Raw genomic sequence first — 18,259 nt, forward strand, 5'->3', positions numbered from 1 at the left:
GAGTCGCACCCACGTCGCGCAGCGTGCCACGCGTGAACCGACGGGACCAACCCCATCCGCATAGTGAGACAGTGGAAGCGTGCCTGCTCAACCCCCCACCGGAGAACCCGCACCGGCCGACGGGAGCCTCCCGGAATCGGCCCTCGACGGGCTGGGTTCCCGCCCCTTCGGCGTCTACGTCCACGTGCCGTTCTGCGCCACCCGCTGCGGGTACTGCGACTTCAACACCTACACCGCCGATGAGCTGGGCTCTTCGGCCAGTTTCGGCACCTGGCTGGACGGTCTGAGGGCCGAGCTGGAGCTGGGCGCGAAGGTCCTCTCGGCGGGTCCCGCACCGGCCGCCGAGACGGTCTTCGTCGGGGGCGGAACGCCCTCCTTGCTGGGCGCCGATCGGCTCGCCTCGGTGGTCGACGCGATTCGTGACACATTCGGCCTGGCAGCCGGGGCTGAGGTGACCACCGAGTCCAACCCGGAGTCGACCTCGCCCGAATTCTTCGAACGGATTCGAACGGCCGGTTTCACGAGGGTGTCCCTCGGTATGCAATCGGCCGCCGAGCACGTCCTGCGCGTGCTCGAACGCACCCACACGCCCGGGCGTGCCGTGACCGCCGCCCGCGAGGCCCGCGCCGCCGGGTTCGAGCACGTCAACCTCGACCTCATCTACGGCACGCCGGGCGAGCGCGAGCAGGACCTGCGCGACTCGCTGGACGCGGTGCTGGAAGCCGGTGTGGATCACGTCTCGGCGTACTCGCTGATCGTCGAGGACGGCACCGCGATGGCCCGCAAGGTCCGGCGCGGCGAGCTCCCGATGCCCGACGAGGACGTTCTGGCCGACCGCTACGAGCTCCTCGACGCCAAGCTCGGGGAGGCCGGTCTGCACTGGTACGAGGTCTCCAACTGGGCGAGCGACGCCGACGCCGAGTGCCGGCACAACCTCGGCTACTGGCAGGGCGGCGACTGGTGGGGCGCAGGCCCCGGCGCGCACAGCCACGTCGGCGGTGTCCGCTGGTGGAACGTCAAGCACCCCGCCCGCTACGCCGCGACCCTCGCCGAAGGTGATTCCCCGGCCCAGGCGCGCGAACTGCTCACCGCCGAGGACCAGCGCATCGAGCGCGTCATGCTCGAACTCCGCGTCCGCAGCGGGCTGTCGGTGCGCGCCCTCGACGACGCGGGCCGCCGCGCCGCCGAGCAGGCCGCCTCCGACGGCCTGCTGGAACCCGGAGCCCTCGCCGACGGCCGCTGCGTCCTCACCGACCGCGGACGCCTGCTGGCCGACGCCGTCGTCCAAGACCTCCTCACCTGACGTCACGCGGTATCACGCGGTATCATCTCCTCATGGCGATGACACTGCGGCTGACAGATGAGGAAAACGAGGCTCTCCGCCAAGCGGCGGAAGACGAGCACCGGTCGATGCAAGACGTCGCACGCCAGGCCATTCGTGAGTACACGGCCCGGCGCGAGGTCTCGTTCGCGGAGGCCGTCGACTTTGTGGTGCAGCGAGACGCGGAGCTCATCGAGAGGTTGGGGCAGTAGGTGACCAGGTTTCCCTCCATCGATGACCTGGTACTCGCCGCGACGCGCGCTCTGGGGCATCAACCGGAGGTTCGAGACTGGGGTTTGCTGCAGGGCGCGCTCGCACGCGCACAAGCCACCGTTTTCGGGAAGGACGCCTATCCGACGGTGCACGACAAAGCGGCAGCTCTGTTGCATTCGCTTGTCCGCAACCACGCGTTGGTGGATGGCAACAAGCGGCTCGGGTGGGTCGGCACCTTCGGTTTCTACTGGATCAACGGAGTCCTCCTGACTGCTCCCACGGTTGATGACGGCGAGAAGTTCGTGGTGGCCATCGCGTCCGGCGAGCTCGATGTTCCGGAGATCGCGGGGACGTTGCGCGCTTGGACCGCGCCACGGCTTGGTCAGTAGCCGGTGGCGGCGTCACGGTTCGTCGCGTGCCGTCCGCCCGCTGCGGCTCTCGGTTCTGGGGGACGAACGCCGTAAACTCGACGTGGGTGCCCGGTGCGCCAAGCGCCGGGTGCGCGGATTCGCGCGTCCTCGTGATCACGCGGAATCCGCTGGGCAGGAAGCTGAGGAGGTGCGCGGGTGAACGCGGATGAACGCCGTTTCGAGGTCCTGCGGGCGATCGTGGCCGACTTCGTGTCGTCCAAGGAGCCGGTCGGTTCGAAGGCGTTGGTCGATCGTCACGACCTCGGTGTGTCCAGCGCCACGGTGCGCAACGACATGGCGGCGCTGGAGGAGGACGGCTTCATCGTCCAGCCGCACACCAGCGCCGGGCGGGTGCCCACGGACAAGGGGTACCGGCTGTTCGTCGACCGGCTGCACGAGGTCAAGCCGCTGACCGGTCCGGAACGGCGGGCCATCGGCAACTTCCTGGACGGCGCTCTGGACCTCGACGACGTGATGCGCCGCAGCGTGCGGCTGCTCGCGCAGCTGACCCAGCAGGTCGCGGTCGTGCAGTACCCGACGCTGACCCGCTCCACCGTCCGGCACGTCGAGGTGGTGACCATCACCCCGGCGAGGCTGATGCTGGTGCTGATCACCAACACCGGCCGCGTGGATCAGCGCATGGTCGACCTCGGCGACGTGATCACCGACGACGACGTGGGCCGGCTGCGCACGGTGCTCAACTCGGCGATGACCGAGAAGCGGCTCGCCGACGCCTCCGCCGCCGTGGCCGAACTGCCGGACCAGGCCCCGCCTGAACTGCGGGACGTGCTCATCCGGGTCTGCAGCGTGCTCATCGAGTCGCTCGTGGAACACCCGGAGGAACGGATGGTGCTCGGCGGCACGCCCAACCTCACGCGTAACGTCGCGGACTTCCCCAACTCGTTGCGGCAGGTCCTCGAAGCGCTGGAGGAGCAGGTGGTGGTGCTCAAGCTGCTCGCCGCCGCCCGCGATTCGAGTACGGTCCGGGTCAGCATCGGGGCCGAGAACGAGGCGTTGGAGATGCAGACGACCTCGGTGATTTCCACCGGATACGGTTCGGATGGCATGGTCTTGGGCGGTCTGGGCGTCGTCGGCCCGACCCGCATGGACTACCCCGGAACGATGGCGGCGGTTCGCGCCGTAGCCGCGTACGTGGGCGAGATCTTGGACGGCCGGTGAGCTTTTCGCACCGGCATGACCGGCATTAACTCGACTTAATCGAGCAGAGGAAGTACGGAGAAGGTGGCCAGGGACTACTACGCGACCCTCGGGGTTTCCCAGGACGCGACACCCGAGCAGATCAAGCGGGCTTACCGCAAGCTCGCCCGGGAGCTGCACCCCGACGTCAATCCGGAAGAAGCGGCTCAGGAGCGGTTCGCCGAGGTGACGACCGCTTACGAGGTGCTCTCCGATCCGAAGAAGCGCCAGGTGGTGGACCTCGGAGGGGACCCGCTCGGCAACGGTGGTGGCGCCGGTGGCGGCCAGGGCGGCGATCCGTTCGCCGGCTTCGGCGGCCTCGGCGACATCATGGACGCCTTCTTCGGCGGTGGGGGTGGCGGCGGTGGCCGCGGCCCGCGCAGCCGCGTGCAGCCCGGTTCCGACGCGCTGCTGCGCCTGGAGCTGACGCTGGAGGAGTGCGCGAGCGGGGTCAACCGCGACATCACCGTGGACACCGCAGTGCTCTGCGACGTGTGCGACGGCGGCGGATCGAAGGCCGGCAGCGCGCCCTCGACCTGCGACACCTGCGGTGGTCGCGGCGAGGTGCAGTCGGTGCAGCGGTCCTTCCTGGGCCAGGTCATGACCTCTCGGCCCTGCCCGGTCTGCCGCGGCTTCGGCGAGGTCATCACCGACCCCTGCCAGCAGTGCTCCGGCGACGGCCGGGTCCGCGCTCGGCGCACCATCACGGTCAAGATCCCGGCTGGTGTAGGCGACGGCATGCGCGTCCGGCTCGCCGGTGAGGGCGAGGTCGGCCCCGGCGGTGGCCCGGCGGGCGACCTGTTCGTCGAGGTCGAGGAGCAGCCGCACGAGCGGTTCACCCGCGATGGCGCCGATCTGCACTGCAACGTCGAACTGCCGATGACCGCGGCGGCGCTGGGCACCGTGCTCCTGCTGGAGACGCTGGACGGGTCGCGCGAGGAGATCGCCGTCGAGGCCGGGACCCAGCCGGGGACCGAGCACGTGATCACCGGTCGCGGGCTGCCCAAGCTGCGCTCCAACGGCAAGGTCAGCGGCCACGGCGACCTGCACATCCACCTGGACGTCGTGGTTCCGACGAACCTCGACGACACCCAGTCGGAGCTGCTGCGCGACCTGGCCAAGCTGCGCGGCGAGGAGCAGCCCGAGCCGACCGTGACCGCCAACGGCAACGGCAGGCAGGGCCTGTTCTCGCGGTTCCGCTCCTTCGGGCACCGCTGAGGTAGCCCGTGTCGCTGCCGGTCTTCTCGGTGGAACGGCTGCCCGCCGTCGGGCCCGCCACGCTGGACGGTCCCGAGGGCAAGCACGCCGCGACCGTGCGCCGCCTGCGCGCCGGTGAGCAGTTGCTGCTCGCCGACGCGCAGGGCGGCCTGGCGCGCTGCGTCGTCGACGTCGCCGAGCGCGACTCGCTGCGCCTGACGGTGTCGGAGACGTGGCGCGAACCGCAGCCCGAGCTGCGCGTCCGGGTCGCTCAGGCCCTGGTCAAGGGCGATCGCGGGGAACTCGCGGTCGAGCTCGCCACCGAGGCCGGCGTGGACGCGGTCGTGCCCTGGCGCGCGGCCCGCTGCGTGGCCAAGTGGGACGACGGGCCGCGCGGGGCCAAGGCCCTGGCCCGCTGGCGCAGCACCGCGGCCGCGGCGGCCAAGCAGGCCCGCCGCGCCTGGACGCCCGAGGTCGCCGAGCCGGTCAGCACCAAGCAGCTCGCCCAGCTCGTCGCCGAGGCCGACGTCGCGCTGGTCCTGCACGAGTCGGCGTCCGGACCGCTCACGGCGGTCGATCTCCCCATCTCGGGCGAGGTGCTGCTGGTCGTGGGACCGGAGGGCGGCATCTCCGACGACGAGCTGGCGGCCTTGCGCGATGCCGGAGCTCAGGTCACCCGCCTGGGGCACACCGTGCTGCGGGCTTCCACGGCCGCGGCCGTGGCGCTGGGGGCGCTGGGAGCCGTCACCACCCGCTGGTCCTAACACCCTTGGTGACCAAGATCGAGAACTTCATCCGATCGCGTGGCGCGATCGGTCGAACGAGCGATACGCTCAGTGCTTGCGCGAGTGCGACGGGCAACGTCGTCACCGATGTCGCACGGGCATCGGGTTCTCCGCTCTCGCCGGGCACCTCCCCCCTTGGCCCGGCGAGCGCTGCGCCGCAAGTGGAGCATCCCCCCAGCCCCGGTTGCGGCGCAGCACCCCCAGGAGGTCGTCGCGCGGCCGTTCCGCTCCCGGCTCCAACATCCACTTCGGCTAGCCTTCGGGCATGAGCGAGGAGAAGGAGCTGTTCCTGCGCATCATCGCGCGGGAGATCCCGGCCGACATCGTGCGGGAGAACGAGCGGGTCATCGCGATCCGCGACATCAACCCGCAGGCCCCGACGCACGTCCTGGTCATCCCCAAGGAGCGCTACCGCAACGCCTCGGAACTGGCGGTCGCGGACCCCGCGCTGCTGGCGGAGCTGATCAGCACCGCGCACGAGATCGCCCAGGCGGAGGGAATCGTCGAGTCCGGATACCGGTTGTTGTTCAACACCAACGCCGACGCCGGGCAGACGATCTTCCACGTCCACCTGCACCTGCTCGGCGGCGAATGGCTCGGTGGCATGACGGGCGGTCCGCTCATGGGCTGACCGGCGGGTCCGGGGGAGCAGGTCACGAACCCGTTTGCTCCCTTCGACTACCATCGATGCCAGGGAGCACTGACCGAACGACCAGCGCGCAACGCGCAGAAGGTAGGCCCGAACTACGTGGCCGGTTTCGCTGTGGGTGGCGCCGCCGCCCAGTCCGGAGAGCAGTCGCAGACCGCAACGGCTCAGTCCAAGGTGAACGTCCCCGACGACGTCGTCCTGCCGCTGGTGGGGAGCCGGGACGAGAACCTGCGGGTGATCGAGGACCTGCTCACCGCCGACGTCCATGTCCGGGGCAACGAGGTGACTCTCTCCGGGGAACCTGCCGAGGTCGCGTTCGCGGAACGGGTGTTCGCCGAGCTGATCTCGCTGATCAGCAAGGGCGGTCAGATCGGTCCCGACGTCGTGCGCCGCAGCGTGGGGATGCTCTCGGCCGACGACAACGAGTCCCCGGCCGACGTGCTCAGCCTGGACATCGTGTCCCGTCGCGGGCGCACCATCCGCCCCAAGACGCTCAACCAGAAGCACTACGTCGACGCCATCGACAACAACACCGTGGTCTTCGGCATCGGCCCCGCCGGTACCGGCAAGACCTACCTGGCGATGGCGAAGGCCGTGCAGGCGCTGCAGGCCAAGCGGGTCAACCGGATCATCCTGACCCGCCCCGCAGTCGAGGCCGGTGAGCGGCTGGGCTTCCTGCCGGGCACCCTCTACGAGAAGATCGACCCGTACCTGCGGCCGCTCTACGACGCGTTGCACGACATGGTCGACCCGGAGTCGGTGCCGCGCCTGACCCAGGCCGGGACGATCGAGATCGCCCCGCTGGCGTTCATGCGGGGCCGGACGCTCAACGACTCCTTCGTCATCCTGGACGAGGCGCAGAACACCACGCCCGAGCAGATGAAGATGTTCCTGACCCGGCTGGGCTTCGGCTCCAAGATCGTGGTCACCGGCGACGTCACCCAGATCGACCTTCCCGGTGGTCAGCGCAGCGGCCTGAAGATGGTGCAGGAGATCCTCGACGGCGTCGACGACGTGCACTTCTCCCAGCTGGACAGCCACGACGTGGTGCGGCACCGGCTGGTCACCGACATCGTCAACGCATACGACCGCTGGCACGCGCACAACGATGCCGACCAGCACGACGGACGGCGCAACGGCCAGCGACGAGGACCAGCATGACCATCGAGATCGCCAATGAATCCGGCGTCGCGGTTCCCGAGGAGACGATCGTCTCGGTGGCCCGCTTCGCGCTCGACAAGATGAGCGTCAGCCAGCTCGCCGAGCTGTCCATCGTGCTGGTGGACCTCGACGTCATGGCCGACCTGCACGAGCGCTGGATGGACCTGCCCGGTCCGACCGACGTGATGTCCTTCCCGATGGACGAGTACGACTCGGCCCGCCGCCCCGACTCGGCCGGTTCCGGCCCTGCGCTGCTCGGCGACATCGTGCTCTGCCCGGCGTTCGCCAGGGACCAGGCGAAGAAGGCCGGTCACAGCACTCTCGACGAGCTGCACCTGCTGACCGTGCACGGCGTCCTGCACCTGCTCGGCTACGACCACGCCGAGCCGGAGGAGGAGCGCGAGATGTTCGGGCTGCAGAACCGGATCCTGGCCGAGTACCGCGAGGCGCGGGACGACGCCGAGCGGACGAAGGCGCAGCGCAGCGCGGACGACAAGGTCCTCGGCGCGGTCGGTCTGGACGACGAGCCGGGCACCGGCCCGGCTCCGGCGAACTAGGGGAGTGGCGTTGGCCGGTTCCACCGCGTTCCTCGTGCTCGCGGTGCTGCTGGTGCTCGCAGCCGGGGTGTTCGCAGCCTCGGAAGCGGCCATCACGGTGGCATCGCACGCGCGCGCCGAAGATCTGGCCCGCCAGGGCCGCAGCGGGGCCAAGCAGCTCGTCCTGCTGCTCGGCGACCGGCCCCGGCACGTCAACCTGCTGCTCCTGCTCCGGCTCACCTGCGAGATGGGCGCGACCGTGCTGGTCACGGTCATGGCGCTGCGGATCGCGGATTCGGAGACCTGGGCGCTGGTCATCGCGGTGCTGATCATGCTGGTGGCCTCGTACGTGCTAGTCGGCGTCGGCCCGCGCACGCTCGGCCGTCAGCACCCGTACAGCATCGGCCTGAAGGTCGCCGCTCCCGTCCGCGTGCTGGCCCGGCTGCTGAACCCGCTGACCAGGCTGCTGATCCTGATCGGCAACATGATCACCCCCGGCAAGGGGTTCCGCGAGGGACCGTTCTCCACCGAGGTCGAGCTGCGCGAGCTGGTCGACCTCGCAGGTGAGCGCGGTGTCGTGGCCGCCGGCGAGCGGGAGATGATCCACTCGGTCTTCGAGCTCGGCGACACCCTCGCGCGCGAGGTGATGGTGCCGCGCACCGAGATCATCTGGATCGAGCACGACAAGTCCGCCCGGCAGGCGCTCGCCCTGTGCCTGCGCTCGGGGCTCTCCCGGATCCCGGTGATCGGTGACAGCGTCGACGACATCGTGGGACTGGTGACGCTCAAGGACCTCACCCGGATCGTGCTGGAGTCGACCACCGCCTCCGGGCCGGCCGTGGAAGAGCTGATGCGGCCCGCCACCTTCGTGCCGGACATGAAGCGGCTCGACGAGCTGCTGCGCGAGATGCAGATCTCCCGCGAGCACCTGGCCATCGCGGTCGACGAGTACGGCGGCACCGCGGGCCTGCTGACCATCGAGGACATCGTGGAGGAGATCGTCGGGGAGATCACCGACGAGTCCGACCGCGAGGAGCACCGCCCGGTCGAGCACCTCGACGACGGCGTCGTGCGGGTCAGCTCCCGGCTCCCGGTCGAGGACCTGGGCGAGCTGTTCGACGTCGAGCTCGACGACTCCGACGTGGAGACGGTCGGCGGGCTGCTGGCGCAGCGGCTGGGCCGGGTTCCGCTGCCGGGCGCCGAAACCGAGATCGCCGGACTGCGGCTGCGCGCCGAGGGCGGCAAGGACCACCGGGGGCGGATTCGCATCAACGCGCTGCTCGTCCACCGGGTGAACACCGACCCAGCACCGCTGCGCGGTGCCGACCAGGAGGGGAGCAGCAGCCGTGGCTGAGCACGTCGAGAAGGCGGCACCGCAGGAGCTCGACCCGGAGGACGCCAAGATCGTCACGCTCGCGCGTTCCTCCCGGGCCCGCAACGGCGCCGCTGAAGGAGCCGCGGTCCGCGACACCGATGGCCGCACGTACGCGGCCACCACGATCGCCCTGCCCTCCCTGAGCCTCACGGCCTTGCAGGCGGCGGTGGCCGCAGCGGTCTCCAGCGGAGCCGAGGGCCTCGAGGCCGCCGCGGTCGTCACCGACGCGGATGCCCTCGACCACGCCTCGGTCGCCGCTGCTCACGACATGACCAAGAACGCACCGGTCCTGCGCGCCGACGGCAAGGGCGAGATCCGGGGCCTCATCGCCGACTGACGCACTCCAACGGCATTCGGGACCCGGAGCTCCGCGGAGAACCGGGTCCCGATTTTTCGTGGAGATCCGGTCGAGGCGCCCCGGCCGGGCCGTGCGGTGGGTGGTGAGCAGGCCGGGACGGGGAGACGTCACAATGGGGCGGTGACCTCCGAAGATGCCCACCGTTCCGGATTCGCCTGCTTCGTCGGCCGACCCAACGCCGGCAAGTCGACGCTGACGAATCGACTGGTCGGAACGAAGGTGGCGATCACCTCCAGCAAGCCCCAGACGACCCGGCACGCGATCCGCGGCATCGTGCACCGCCCCGATGCGCAGCTGATCATCGTCGACACCCCCGGACTGCACCGCCCGCGCACGCTGCTCGGCCGCAGGCTCAACGACCTGGTCTACGAGACCTGGTCCGAAGTGGACGTCGTCGGCCTGTGCGTGCCCGCTGACGAGAAGGTCGGTCCCGGAGACCGGTTCATCGCCGAGCAGCTCAAGAAGGTCGCTCGCCGCACCCCCGTGGTCGGCATCGTCACCAAGACCGACCTCGTTCCCAAGCAGCAGGTGGCCGAGCAGCTGCTGGCGCTGCAGGACGTGATGGATTTCGCCGAGCTGATCCCGGTTTCGGCCAAGGACTCCTTCCAGGTCGACGAGCTCTCCGACGTGCTCGTCTCGCAGATGCCCGAAGGCCCGCAGCTCTACCCGGACGGCGAGCTGACCGACGAGCCGGAGTCGACGCTGATCGCCGAGCTGATCCGCGAGGCCGCGCTCGAGGGCGTGCGCGACGAACTCCCGCACTCGCTGGCGGTCACCGTCGAGGAGATGAACCCGCGCGAAGGCCGTGACGACCTGATCGACGTGCACGCGCTGATCTACGTCGAGCGCTCCAGCCAGAAGGCGATCGTCATCGGCCGGGGCGGAGAACGCCTGCGTGAGGTGGGTTCTCAGGCGCGCAGGCAGATCCAGGCGCTGCTGGGCAGCAAGATCTACCTCGATCTGCACGTCAAGATCGCCAAGGACTGGCAGCGCGATCCCAAGCAGCTCCGCAAACTGGGGTTCTGATCACTTTTTCCACGTCGGTTTCCCGGAACCACCCACGACGGTCGAACGTCTGAGTTACGTTTCCGGTCGGCCTCGCAGCGGGCCGGAAACTTCCGAAAAACCGTGGAGAAGGACTCTGTCGTGAACTACCCCTACGGCGGCCCGCCGTCCGGTCCGCAGCAGCCCTACGGCGGCCCGCCTTCGGGCCCGCAGCCTCAGCAGCCCTTCGGCCCCCCGTCGGGGCCCCAGCCCCAGCAGCCGTACGGCCAGCAGCCGGGCTACCCGCAGCAGTACCCGCCGCAGCCCTACGGGGCGCCGGGCGCGCACCCGGCCGGGCAGCTGGCCGAGTGGGGCACCCGTGCGCTCGGCTACCTGATCGACGGCGCGATTCCGATGGCCGTCGTCGTCGTCATGTACATCATCTCCGGCGTGGTCCTCAGTGGCGCCGCCAGCTCCGGTGATTCGGACTCGGTGGCGACGGCGGGCATCACCGTCGCGATCATCGCCGGCGTGCTCTACATCGGCGTAGCCGTGTTCACCATCTGGAACACGGCCTACCGGCGCGGTACGACCGGCCAGACGCTGGGCCAGAAGGTCGCCAAGATCAAGACGGTCAGCGAGTTCACCGGTCAGCCCATCGGTTTCGGCAGCGCCTTCCTGCGCCAGATCTGCCACGTCGTCGACTCGGCGATCTGCGGTCTGCCCATCGGCTGGCTGTCGCCGACCTGGGACGAGAAGAAGCAGACCTGGGCGGACAAGATCATGAAGACCGTCGTGGTCACCGTCCCGGAGACGCCCCAGGGCCCGCAGCCGCCGCAGGCCCCGGGCGGTTTCCAGCCCCCGCAGCAGCCCGGTTACGGCCAGCCGCCGCAGCAGCCCGGCTTCGGTCAGCCGCCGCAGCAGTGGTGAACCTTGACTGATGTCGATGCCGGTGCGGGACGACCCGCACCGGCATCGTCTTTTCTCCACCGGGTGCGGTTGCCCGCGACGACGGTCCTCGTCGGCTGCGCGGGAGCAGCACTCGTGCTGGCGGCGAATCCCGCCTCGGAATCGGGGTTTCCGCTGCCGCCGTGCCCGATCAAGCTGCTGACCGGGTTCGACTGCCCGGGATGCGGTGGTACCCGGATGCTGTTCAGCCTGCTGCACGGCGACCTGCCCGCGGCCCTGCACTACAACGCCCTCGCCCTGCTGTTCCTCCCGCTGCTGGCCTGGGCCTGGGTGGCGTGGGTCGCCGGCCGCTTCGGCCGCGGACTGCCGACCTGGACCCGGTGGCGCTGGACGCCCCAGGTCGCGCTGGCGGTGACCGCTGCCTGGGTCCTGCTCCGCAACACCGTCCCGGCGCTCCGCCTCTAGGAGTTGTTCTGCGTGCCGGTGCGGGTGACGGAACCTGATGCCCGTCGTGTGGGTGGGGTGGGGAAGTTTTCATGAAAACTTCCCCACCCCACCCACACGACGTCCCCCGGCGCACTTGCCACGAAGGCGCCGGCGAACCCGCGGCGGGAGGACATCCGGTCCCCTCGTCGGGCCGAAGTGCGAAAATGGACCGGTGAGCCTCTACCGGGATACCGCGGTCGTGCTGCGGGTGCAGAAGCTGGGCGAGGCGGACCGGATCATCACGCTGTTGACCCGGCGCTACGGCAAGGTGCGTGCGGTCGCCAAGGGCGTTCGCCGCACGACCTCCCGCTTCGGCGCGCGGGTCGAGCCGTTCTGCCACGTCGACGTGCAGCTCTACACCGGCCGCACGCTCGACGTCATCACCCAGGTGCAGACCGTCGACGCCTTCGGCGTGCAGATCGTCGAGGACTACCAGCGCTACACCGCGGCCTGCGCGGTGCTGGAGACCGTCGACCGGCTGGCCGCCGAGGAAGGCGAGCCGGTGCTGCGCCTCTACCTGCTCGCGGTCGGTGCGCTGCGCGCCCTGTCCGGCCGGGACCGCGACTCCTCCCAGGTGCTCGACGCCTTCCTGCTGCGGGCGATGTCCTTCGCCGGCTGGGCGCCCGCGCTGGTCGAGTGCGCCCGGTGCGGTCAGGCGGGACCGCACGCGGCGTTCAACGTGCAGGCCGGGGGAGCGGTATGCCCGACGTGCAGGCCCGCCGGGTCGGTCCGGCCGTCCGCGCTGACGTTGCCGCTGATGGAGGCGATGCTGCACGGTGACTGGGACGCCGCCGAGGCAGCTGCCGGCCCCATCCGCCGGGAGGCCAGCGGCCTGGTCGCCGCGCACCTGCAGTGGTACATGGAGCGGCAGTTGCGGTCCCTGCCGCTGGTGGAGCGGACCGTGCCCGAGCTGATCCGCGAACGGGCCTCGGAAGCGGCGCTGGTCGGGGCCGCGGAGGGCGAGAGCGGGCAGCCGCTGAACTGATGATCGAGCTCGACGGGGACAATGGCCGCGCACGTCGAGCACGCCGAAGGAGAACCTGGATATGTTGCGACGCCGTGGGCGAGGCAAGGACGACCCGACCGTTCGGGCACCTGAGCCGCTCTCCTCGGGGGCCAAGCCACCGGCGTTGCCGGCGGAGTTCGTGCCCAACCACGTCGCGGTGGTGATGGACGGCAACGGTCGCTGGGCCAACGAGCGCGGGCTGCCGCGCGTCGAGGGCCACAAGCGCGGCGAGGCCGTGGTGCTCGAACTGGCCAAGGGAGCCATCGAGCTCGGCGTGAAGTGGCTTTCGCTGTACGCGTTCTCCACGGAGAACTGGAAGCGCAGTCCCGAGGAGGTGCGCTTCCTGATGGGCTTCAACCGGGACGTGATCGCCCGGCGCGTCGACGAGCTCGACGAGATGGGCGTGCGCGTGCGCTGGTCGGGCCGCAAGCCGAAGCTGTGGCGGAGCGTGGTCAACACCTTGCAGGCCGCCGAGGTTCGAACCGCTGGCAACGAAGTCCTCAACCTCACGATGTGCGTGAACTACGGTGGTCGGGCGGAGGTCGGTGACGCCGCGCGGGAGATCGCGCGACTGGCGGCCGCCGGGAAGATCAACCCGGAACGGGTGGACGAGCGCACGATCGCCAAGTACACCTACCAGCCGGAGATGCCGGACGTGGACCTGTTCATCCGGCCGTCGGGTGAGCAGCGGACGTCGAACTTCCTGCTCTGGCAGTCGGCCTACGCCGAGATGGTCTTCCAGGACACGCTGTTCCCCGACGTCGATCGCACGCACTTCTGGCAGGCGTGCGAGCAGTACGCGCGCCGGGACCGCCGCTTCGGCGGCGCAATCGATCGGTCGGCGACAGCCACGTCGGCCCAGGAGGGCTAATTGATGACCCAAGAGGCCGCAACCACCGCGCGGTTGATGACCGCGGCGAAGGAAGCGCTCGAGAACTACCACGACGTGCACGTCGACGACGACGGTGCGCTGACGTTCCGGCACTCCGAGGTGCCGTGCGCGGTTCAGGCGATGCAGCTGGCCGAGGGCCTCACGGTGCTCAGCCTGACCTGCGTCGTGGCGTGGGACCTGCCCGCCGGTGACGAGCTGGCGCAGTCGGTCGCGGAACGAGCCGGCCAGGGCCTTTTCGGCACGCTGGGCGTGGTCCGCACCGAGCGCGGTGTGGACGTGACCCTGCGCTACGCGTTCCCGGCGGAGGGCATGGACCCGGCGCCGCTGGGCACCCTGCTGATGCTGGTCGTCGCCACGGCGTCGCAGCTGCGCTCGGAGCTGCTCGCCGAGTCCGAGGGCTCGATCTGATCCAGCTCGCCGGTTCTCGCCCGCGGTTATGGCCATGACTGGACGTGATCGAGTCGGTCCAGTGATGGCCACAACCGCGTCACACCCGCCCGGGTGATGTGCCGGTGTGTTGGGACCCGATCTGAACTGCGGTTTCGCCGCTGGGGCGCGCACGTGACGAACGGCGCCCCCGCGGTGCTGGCACGATTGCGCTCGTGACCGAGATCGTCGAGCCGCAGCGGACGCGCCGTCCCGCGATCACCTCGTTGGAGGTGATGTGCGGGGTGCTGGTTCTCGCCGTGCTCTTCCAGCCGAAGTTGACCGCGATCCTGGACGTGCCCGCGCTGCGCACCGGCTCGACGGTGTTCGTGGCGGTGTGCGTGCAGGCCATGCCGTTCCTGGTGTTCGGCGTTCTGGTCAGCGGGCTGATCGCGGCGTTCGTGCCGCCCGGTGTCCTGCGTCGCGCCCTGCCGGTGCGGGAGGGCGCGGCCGTGCCGGTCGCCGGACTCGCCGGTGTGGCGTTGCCGGGGTGCGAGTGCGCCTCGGTGCCGGTCGCGCGACGGCTGATGCAGCAGGGCATCGCTCCCTCGGCCGCGCTCGCGTTCCTGTTGGCCGCTCCAGCGGTGAACCCGGTCGTCCTGGTCTCCACGGCCGTGGCGTTCCCCGGCGACCTGTGGATGGTCCCGGCCCGCTTCCTGGGGTCGCTGCTGACCGCGTGCGTGATGGGCTGGCTGTGGTCGCGACTCGGCCGGGCCGAGTGGCTGGCCGAGAGAGCGCTGCGGCGCGTCGAGTCGCACCAGACCGGAGGCGGCAGGTGGGCGGTGTTCGCCGAGTCCGCGCGCCACGACCTGGTGGAAGCCGGCGGATTCCTGGTGCTCGGCGGGCTGACCTCGGCGGTGTTCAACGTGCTGGTGCCCGCTGAGTGGCTGGAGACGCTGGGCGGTCAGCTCCTGCTCGGCGTGCTGGTGATGGCCCTGCTGGCGGTGGTGCTGGCGCTGTGCAGCGAGGCCGACGCGTTCGTGGTCGCCTCCATGCCGGGGCTGCCGTTGCTGCCCAAGCTGGTGTTCCTGGTGGTCGGACCCGCGGTCGATCTCAAGCTGATCGCGATGCAGTCCGGTGCCTTCGGCCGTCGCTTCGCCGCGCGCTTCGCGCCGGCGACGTTCCTGGTCGCGATCGGATGCGCGAGCGCGGTCGGCGCCGTGCTGCTGGGAGGTGCGTGATGCGGCGGGAGACCCAGAACATCCTGCTGGTGCTGCTCGGCGGTGCACTGCTGAAGATCTCGCTGACCGGCGGTTACCTGCGCTACGTCAAGCCCTCGTTGCAGCCGTGGTTGATCGTCGCCGGGCTGGTGATGGTCGCGCTGGCAGCCTTCGCCATCGTGCGCGACATCCGCGCCGGGCGTGCCGTGGACGAGCACGAGCACGGCACCCGCAGTCCGTGGATGCTGCTGCTGCCGGTGCTGGCGATCTTCCTGATCGCCCCGCCCGCACTGGGCTCGGACTCGGTCACCCGCGATCGCGCCGCCGCCGCGCCTGCGGCCCCCAGCCAAGCCCGGTTCCCACCGCTGCCGCCAGGTCAGGCACCGGTGCTGAGCATGTCGGAGTTCCTGACCCGCGTGGTCTGGGACGACTCCGGTGCGCTGAACCACCGCGACGTCCGGCTGCGGGGCTTCGTCGTCCACCCGACGCCGGAGACGACGCAGCTGGTCAGGATGCGGATCAGCTGCTGCGCCGCGGACGCGACCCCGGTCAAGGTCGACCTCGCCAGCCCGCGCGCGGAGGAGCTGCCCGCCGACACCTGGGTCGAGATCACCGCACGTCTCCGCCCGGGGACGGCGACCGAGGCCAACGACTACGTGCCCACCGTCGATCCGCTGGCGATCACGACGATTCCCGCTCCACCGGACACCTACGAGTTCTAGAGGCCCTTCGCGGAGCAGTCCGGGCAGGTCCCGATGATCTCCACGGTGTGGCTGACGTCGGAGAAGCCGTGCTCCTGCCCGATGCGCTCGGCCCAGTTCTCCACCGGCGGATCGGCGACCTCGACGGTGCGACCGCAATGCCTGCACAGCAGGTGATGGTGGTGGTGGCTCGAGCACCGGCGGTAGACGGCCTCGCCCGAGGGGGTGCGCAACACGTCGACCTCACCGGCGTCGGCGAGCGTCTGCAGCGTCCGGTAGACGGTCGTCAGACCGATCCCCTCGCCCTGACGCCGCAGCTCCTCGTGCAGCTCCTGGGCCGAGCGGAAGTCGTTGACCTGGTCAAGCAGCTGCGACACCGCGGCCCGCTGCTTGGTGGCCCGCAGTCCCGGTACGCCCACGCTGGGCTCCTGGCCGGTGGTCACGCTGTCTCCGTCTCCCGTCCGCCGTCGTTCGCGTCGCTGCCCGCCCGTTCGCGGGCGATCTCCTCGGCGTGCGCCGCGGCATCCACCACGATATGCGCCAGGTGCTCGTCGACCAGTCGGTACATGACCTCCCGGCCGTGACGCTCGCCGCAGACCACGCCCGCCGACTTCAGCACCCGCAGGTGCTGGCTGATCAGCGGCTGCGCCACGCCGAGGGCGTCCACCAGCTCGTGCACGCAACGCTCCGACGTGCGCAGCTGCAGCACGATGGCGATGCGCACCGGCGCGGCCAGCGCCCGCAGCAGCTCACCGGCGTCGTGCAGGACCCGCTGGTCGCGCACCTGCACCGGCCGCACGTCGCGGTCCGGCGAGTGGACGTGGTCCTCAGGCCGATCCGGACGCGGAGCGCTGCTCTGGTCGGGGGCCACGCCATGACGTTCCACGCGCACCATCCTACGGGTAGCCGGTGAGCTCCCCGATCGGTCGATGCCGACGCGGTCACCCGCGGCGAGCGGACGGCCCCGCAACGCTCACGGCCCAGGCCGAACGCGTGCGCTGCGCCATCGGTACGCTGGGAAACTCCAGCTCGACCAGCTGGTTCGACGTGTTTCCAGTGAATTCTCCCGGAGTGCAACGTGCCCGCCGACCAGATCGACACGATCGTCAGTCTCTGCAAACGCCGCGGATTCGTCTTCCCGTCCGGCGAGATCTACGGCGGTACCCGGTCGGCGTGGGACTACGGACCGCTCGGCGTCGAGCTCAAGGACAACATCAAGCGCCAGTGGTGGAAGTTCATGGTGCAGGGCCGCGACGACGTCGTCGGCCTGGACTCCTCGGTGATCCTTCCCCGCCAGGTCTGGGAGGCCTCGGGTCACGTCGGTGCCTTCCACGACCCGCTGGTGGAGTGCACCTCCTGCCACCGCCGCTTCCGCGCCGACCAGCTCGCCGAGGAGTACTCCGAGCGCACCGGCAAGGAGGTCACCGAGGACGACCTGTCGGACGTCCCGTGCCCGAACTGCGGCAACCGCGGCCAGTACACCGAGCCGCGCGAGTTCAACATGATGCTCAAGACCCACCTGGGCGCGGTGGAGTCCGAAGAGGGTTTGCACTACCTGCGGCCCGAGACGGCGCAGGGCATCTTCGTCAACTTCGCCAACGTGATGACCACCGCGCGCAAGAAGCCGCCCTTCGGCATCGGCCAGATCGGCAAGAGCTTCCGCAACGAGATCACGCCGGGCAACTTCATCTTCCGCACCCGCGAGTTCGAGCAGATGGAGATGGAGTTCTTCGTCGAGCCCGGCGAGGACGAGCAGTGGCATCAGTACTGGATCGACCAGCGGATGCGCTGGTACACCGGGCTGGGCGTGGACGCGGGCAACCTCCGGGAGTACGAGCACCCGACCGACAAGCTGTCGCACTACTCGAAGCGGACGGTCGACATCGAGTACCGGTTCCGCTTCGGCGGGCAGGAGTGGGGCGAGCTGGAGGGCATCGCCAACCGCACCGACTTCGACCTCACCACGCACTCCAACCACTCGGGTGTGGACCTGACCTACTTCGACCAGGCCAGCAACTCCCGCTACCGCCCGTACGTGATCGAGCCGGCGGCCGGTGTGGGACGCCCGATGATGGCGTTCCTGATCGACGCCTACACCGAGGACGAGGCGCCCAACGCCAAGGGCGGGGTCGACAAGCGCGTCGTGCTCAAGCTCGACCGGCGGCTCGCCCCGGTCAAGGCCGCTGTGCTCCCGCTGTCGCGCAACGCCGACCTCTCGCCGAAGGCCCGCGACGTGGCGGCGCTGCTGCGCCGCAACTGGAACGTCGACTTCGACGACGCGGGTGCGATCGGCCGCCGCTACCGGCGCCAGGACGAGATCGGCACGCCGTTCTGCGTGACGGTCGACTTCGACAGCCTGTCCGACCACGCCGTCACGGTGCGCGAGCGGGACACGATGAGCCAGGAGCGCGTGGCCATCGACAAGCTCGAGGAGTACCTCGGCGCCAGGCTGATCGGCTGCTGAAGCTGATGCGGAACACCGGTTCACCGGGC

General features: G+C 70.1%; 22 protein-coding genes. 20 read left to right on the top strand and 2 right to left on the bottom strand.

What is annotated here, in order from left to right; all coding sequences use genetic code 11:
* Window positions 1–79: 79 nt before the first annotated feature.
* The 19 genes from hemW (at window position 80) to FHU35_RS28765 (ending at window position 15,787) form a co-directional block, all read left to right on the top strand.
* A complete protein-coding gene (gene hemW, locus FHU35_RS28675) occupies window positions 80–1,303 on the top strand; it encodes a radical SAM family heme chaperone HemW (protein ID WP_145745487.1) in 1,224 nt (407 codons plus the stop codon).
* Between the two features lie 32 nt (window positions 1,304–1,335).
* Window positions 1,336–1,533 (top strand): ribbon-helix-helix domain-containing protein, encoded by a 198-nt coding sequence (locus FHU35_RS28680; RefSeq protein WP_186459670.1) that lies wholly within the window; start codon window positions 1,336–1,338, stop codon window positions 1,531–1,533.
* Window positions 1,534–1,923: a type II toxin-antitoxin system death-on-curing family toxin gene (locus FHU35_RS28685; protein WP_145745489.1), complete on the top strand. Its 390-nt coding sequence runs from the start codon at window positions 1,534–1,536 to the stop codon at window positions 1,921–1,923. It abuts the gene before it with no gap.
* A gap of 177 nt (window positions 1,924–2,100) precedes the next feature.
* On the top strand, window positions 2,101–3,123 hold the full coding sequence (gene hrcA, locus FHU35_RS28690; protein WP_145745492.1) for a heat-inducible transcriptional repressor HrcA: 1,023 nt from the start codon (window positions 2,101–2,103) through the stop codon (window positions 3,121–3,123).
* Between the two features lie 63 nt (window positions 3,124–3,186).
* A complete protein-coding gene (dnaJ, locus tag FHU35_RS28695) occupies window positions 3,187–4,359 on the top strand; it encodes a molecular chaperone DnaJ (protein ID WP_145745494.1) in 1,173 nt (390 codons plus the stop codon).
* Between the two features lie 8 nt (window positions 4,360–4,367).
* A complete protein-coding gene (locus FHU35_RS28700) occupies window positions 4,368–5,102 on the top strand; it encodes a 16S rRNA (uracil(1498)-N(3))-methyltransferase (protein WP_145745496.1) in 735 nt (244 codons plus the stop codon).
* Between the two features lie 286 nt (window positions 5,103–5,388).
* Entirely contained in the window at window positions 5,389–5,754 is a 366-nt protein-coding gene (locus FHU35_RS28705) for a histidine triad nucleotide-binding protein (protein ID WP_145745498.1), read from the top strand.
* Between the two features lie 117 nt (window positions 5,755–5,871).
* Window positions 5,872–6,933, top strand: a complete 1,062-nt coding sequence (locus FHU35_RS28710) for a PhoH family protein (RefSeq protein WP_145745500.1) — start codon at window positions 5,872–5,874, stop codon at window positions 6,931–6,933.
* Window positions 6,930–7,490, top strand: coding sequence for an rRNA maturation RNase YbeY (gene ybeY / locus FHU35_RS28715; RefSeq protein ID WP_145745502.1), 561 nt, complete (start codon window positions 6,930–6,932; stop codon window positions 7,488–7,490). Before FHU35_RS28710 ends, ybeY begins: the two co-directional genes overlap by 4 nt.
* Window positions 7,491–7,500: 10 nt before the next feature.
* Window positions 7,501–8,823, top strand: a complete 1,323-nt coding sequence (locus FHU35_RS28720; RefSeq protein WP_145745504.1) for a hemolysin family protein — start codon at window positions 7,501–7,503, stop codon at window positions 8,821–8,823.
* The gene (locus tag FHU35_RS28725; RefSeq protein WP_145745506.1) at window positions 8,816–9,181 is read left to right on the top strand and encodes a cytidine deaminase; all 366 of its coding nucleotides are present in this window, start codon (window positions 8,816–8,818) and stop codon (window positions 9,179–9,181) included. The genes FHU35_RS28720 and FHU35_RS28725 overlap by 8 nt, the downstream gene beginning before the upstream one ends.
* A gap of 141 nt (window positions 9,182–9,322) precedes the next feature.
* Window positions 9,323–10,228, top strand: a complete 906-nt coding sequence (gene era / locus FHU35_RS28730) for a GTPase Era (protein ID WP_145745508.1) — start codon at window positions 9,323–9,325, stop codon at window positions 10,226–10,228.
* A 120-nt stretch (window positions 10,229–10,348) separates the two neighbouring features.
* A complete protein-coding gene (locus FHU35_RS28735; protein ID WP_145745510.1) occupies window positions 10,349–11,116 on the top strand; it encodes an RDD family protein in 768 nt (255 codons plus the stop codon).
* A 3-nt stretch (window positions 11,117–11,119) separates the two neighbouring features.
* A complete protein-coding gene (locus FHU35_RS28740; protein ID WP_246110634.1) occupies window positions 11,120–11,560 on the top strand; it encodes a DUF2752 domain-containing protein in 441 nt (146 codons plus the stop codon).
* Window positions 11,561–11,753: 193 nt separating this feature from the next.
* Window positions 11,754–12,566 (top strand): DNA repair protein RecO, encoded by an 813-nt coding sequence (recO, locus tag FHU35_RS28745; RefSeq protein WP_145745512.1) that lies wholly within the window; start codon window positions 11,754–11,756, stop codon window positions 12,564–12,566.
* Between the two features lie 61 nt (window positions 12,567–12,627).
* The gene (locus FHU35_RS28750) at window positions 12,628–13,458 is read left to right on the top strand and encodes an isoprenyl transferase (RefSeq protein ID WP_145745514.1); all 831 of its coding nucleotides are present in this window, start codon (window positions 12,628–12,630) and stop codon (window positions 13,456–13,458) included.
* Window positions 13,459–13,461: 3 nt separating this feature from the next.
* Window positions 13,462–13,887, top strand: a complete 426-nt coding sequence (locus FHU35_RS28755; RefSeq protein ID WP_145745515.1) for a hypothetical protein — start codon at window positions 13,462–13,464, stop codon at window positions 13,885–13,887.
* Window positions 13,888–14,141: 254 nt separating this feature from the next.
* Window positions 14,142–15,086 carry a permease gene (locus FHU35_RS28760; protein ID WP_145745634.1) on the top strand — a complete coding sequence of 315 codons (945 nt, stop codon included), beginning with the start codon at window positions 14,142–14,144 and terminating at the stop codon, window positions 15,084–15,086.
* Window positions 15,086–15,787, top strand: coding sequence for a TIGR03943 family putative permease subunit (locus tag FHU35_RS28765; RefSeq protein WP_145745517.1), 702 nt, complete (start codon window positions 15,086–15,088; stop codon window positions 15,785–15,787). The genes FHU35_RS28760 and FHU35_RS28765 overlap by 1 nt, the downstream gene beginning before the upstream one ends.
* On the opposite strand, the gene FHU35_RS28770 is transcribed toward FHU35_RS28765, so the two are convergent.
* Together FHU35_RS28770 and FHU35_RS28775 are read right to left on the bottom strand one after the other, a co-directional pair.
* The gene (locus tag FHU35_RS28770; protein WP_145745519.1) at window positions 15,784–16,209 is read right to left on the bottom strand and encodes a Fur family transcriptional regulator; all 426 of its coding nucleotides are present in this window, start codon (window positions 16,207–16,209) and stop codon (window positions 15,784–15,786) included. The genes FHU35_RS28765 and FHU35_RS28770 overlap by 4 nt on opposite strands.
* Complete coding sequence (locus tag FHU35_RS28775) at window positions 16,206–16,652, bottom strand: ArsR/SmtB family transcription factor (RefSeq protein ID WP_425474197.1); 447 nt, start codon at window positions 16,650–16,652, stop codon at window positions 16,206–16,208. Before FHU35_RS28775 ends, FHU35_RS28770 begins: the two co-directional genes overlap by 4 nt.
* 192 nt (window positions 16,653–16,844) lie before the next feature.
* On the opposite strand from FHU35_RS28775, the gene FHU35_RS28780 reads away from it, so the two are divergent.
* Window positions 16,845–18,230, top strand: a complete 1,386-nt coding sequence (locus tag FHU35_RS28780) for a glycine--tRNA ligase (protein ID WP_145745521.1) — start codon at window positions 16,845–16,847, stop codon at window positions 18,228–18,230.
* Window positions 18,231–18,259 lie beyond the last annotated feature (29 nt).

The sequence above is a fragment of the Saccharopolyspora dendranthemae genome, assembly GCF_007829955.1.
GTDB lineage: Bacteria > Actinomycetota > Actinomycetes > Mycobacteriales > Pseudonocardiaceae > Saccharopolyspora > Saccharopolyspora dendranthemae.

Excerpts from the sequence above, each read along its gene's own strand:
- FHU35_RS28680 (WP_186459670.1), top strand. The coding sequence starts at position 1,336 with ATGGCGATGACACTGCGGCTGACAGATGAGGAAAACGAGGCTCTCCGC.
- FHU35_RS28705 (WP_145745498.1), top strand. The coding sequence starts at position 5,389 with ATGAGCGAGGAGAAGGAGCTGTTCCTGCGCATCATCGCGCGGGAGATC.
- ybeY (WP_145745502.1), top strand. The coding sequence starts at position 6,930 with ATGACCATCGAGATCGCCAATGAATCCGGCGTCGCGGTTCCCGAGGAG.
- FHU35_RS28750 (WP_145745514.1), top strand. The coding sequence starts at position 12,628 with ATGTTGCGACGCCGTGGGCGAGGCAAGGACGACCCGACCGTTCGGGCA.
- FHU35_RS28755 (WP_145745515.1), top strand. The coding sequence starts at position 13,462 with ATGACCCAAGAGGCCGCAACCACCGCGCGGTTGATGACCGCGGCGAAG.
- FHU35_RS28760 (WP_145745634.1), top strand. The coding sequence starts at position 14,142 with ATGTGCGGGGTGCTGGTTCTCGCCGTGCTCTTCCAGCCGAAGTTGACC.
- FHU35_RS28765 (WP_145745517.1), top strand. The coding sequence starts at position 15,086 with ATGCGGCGGGAGACCCAGAACATCCTGCTGGTGCTGCTCGGCGGTGCA.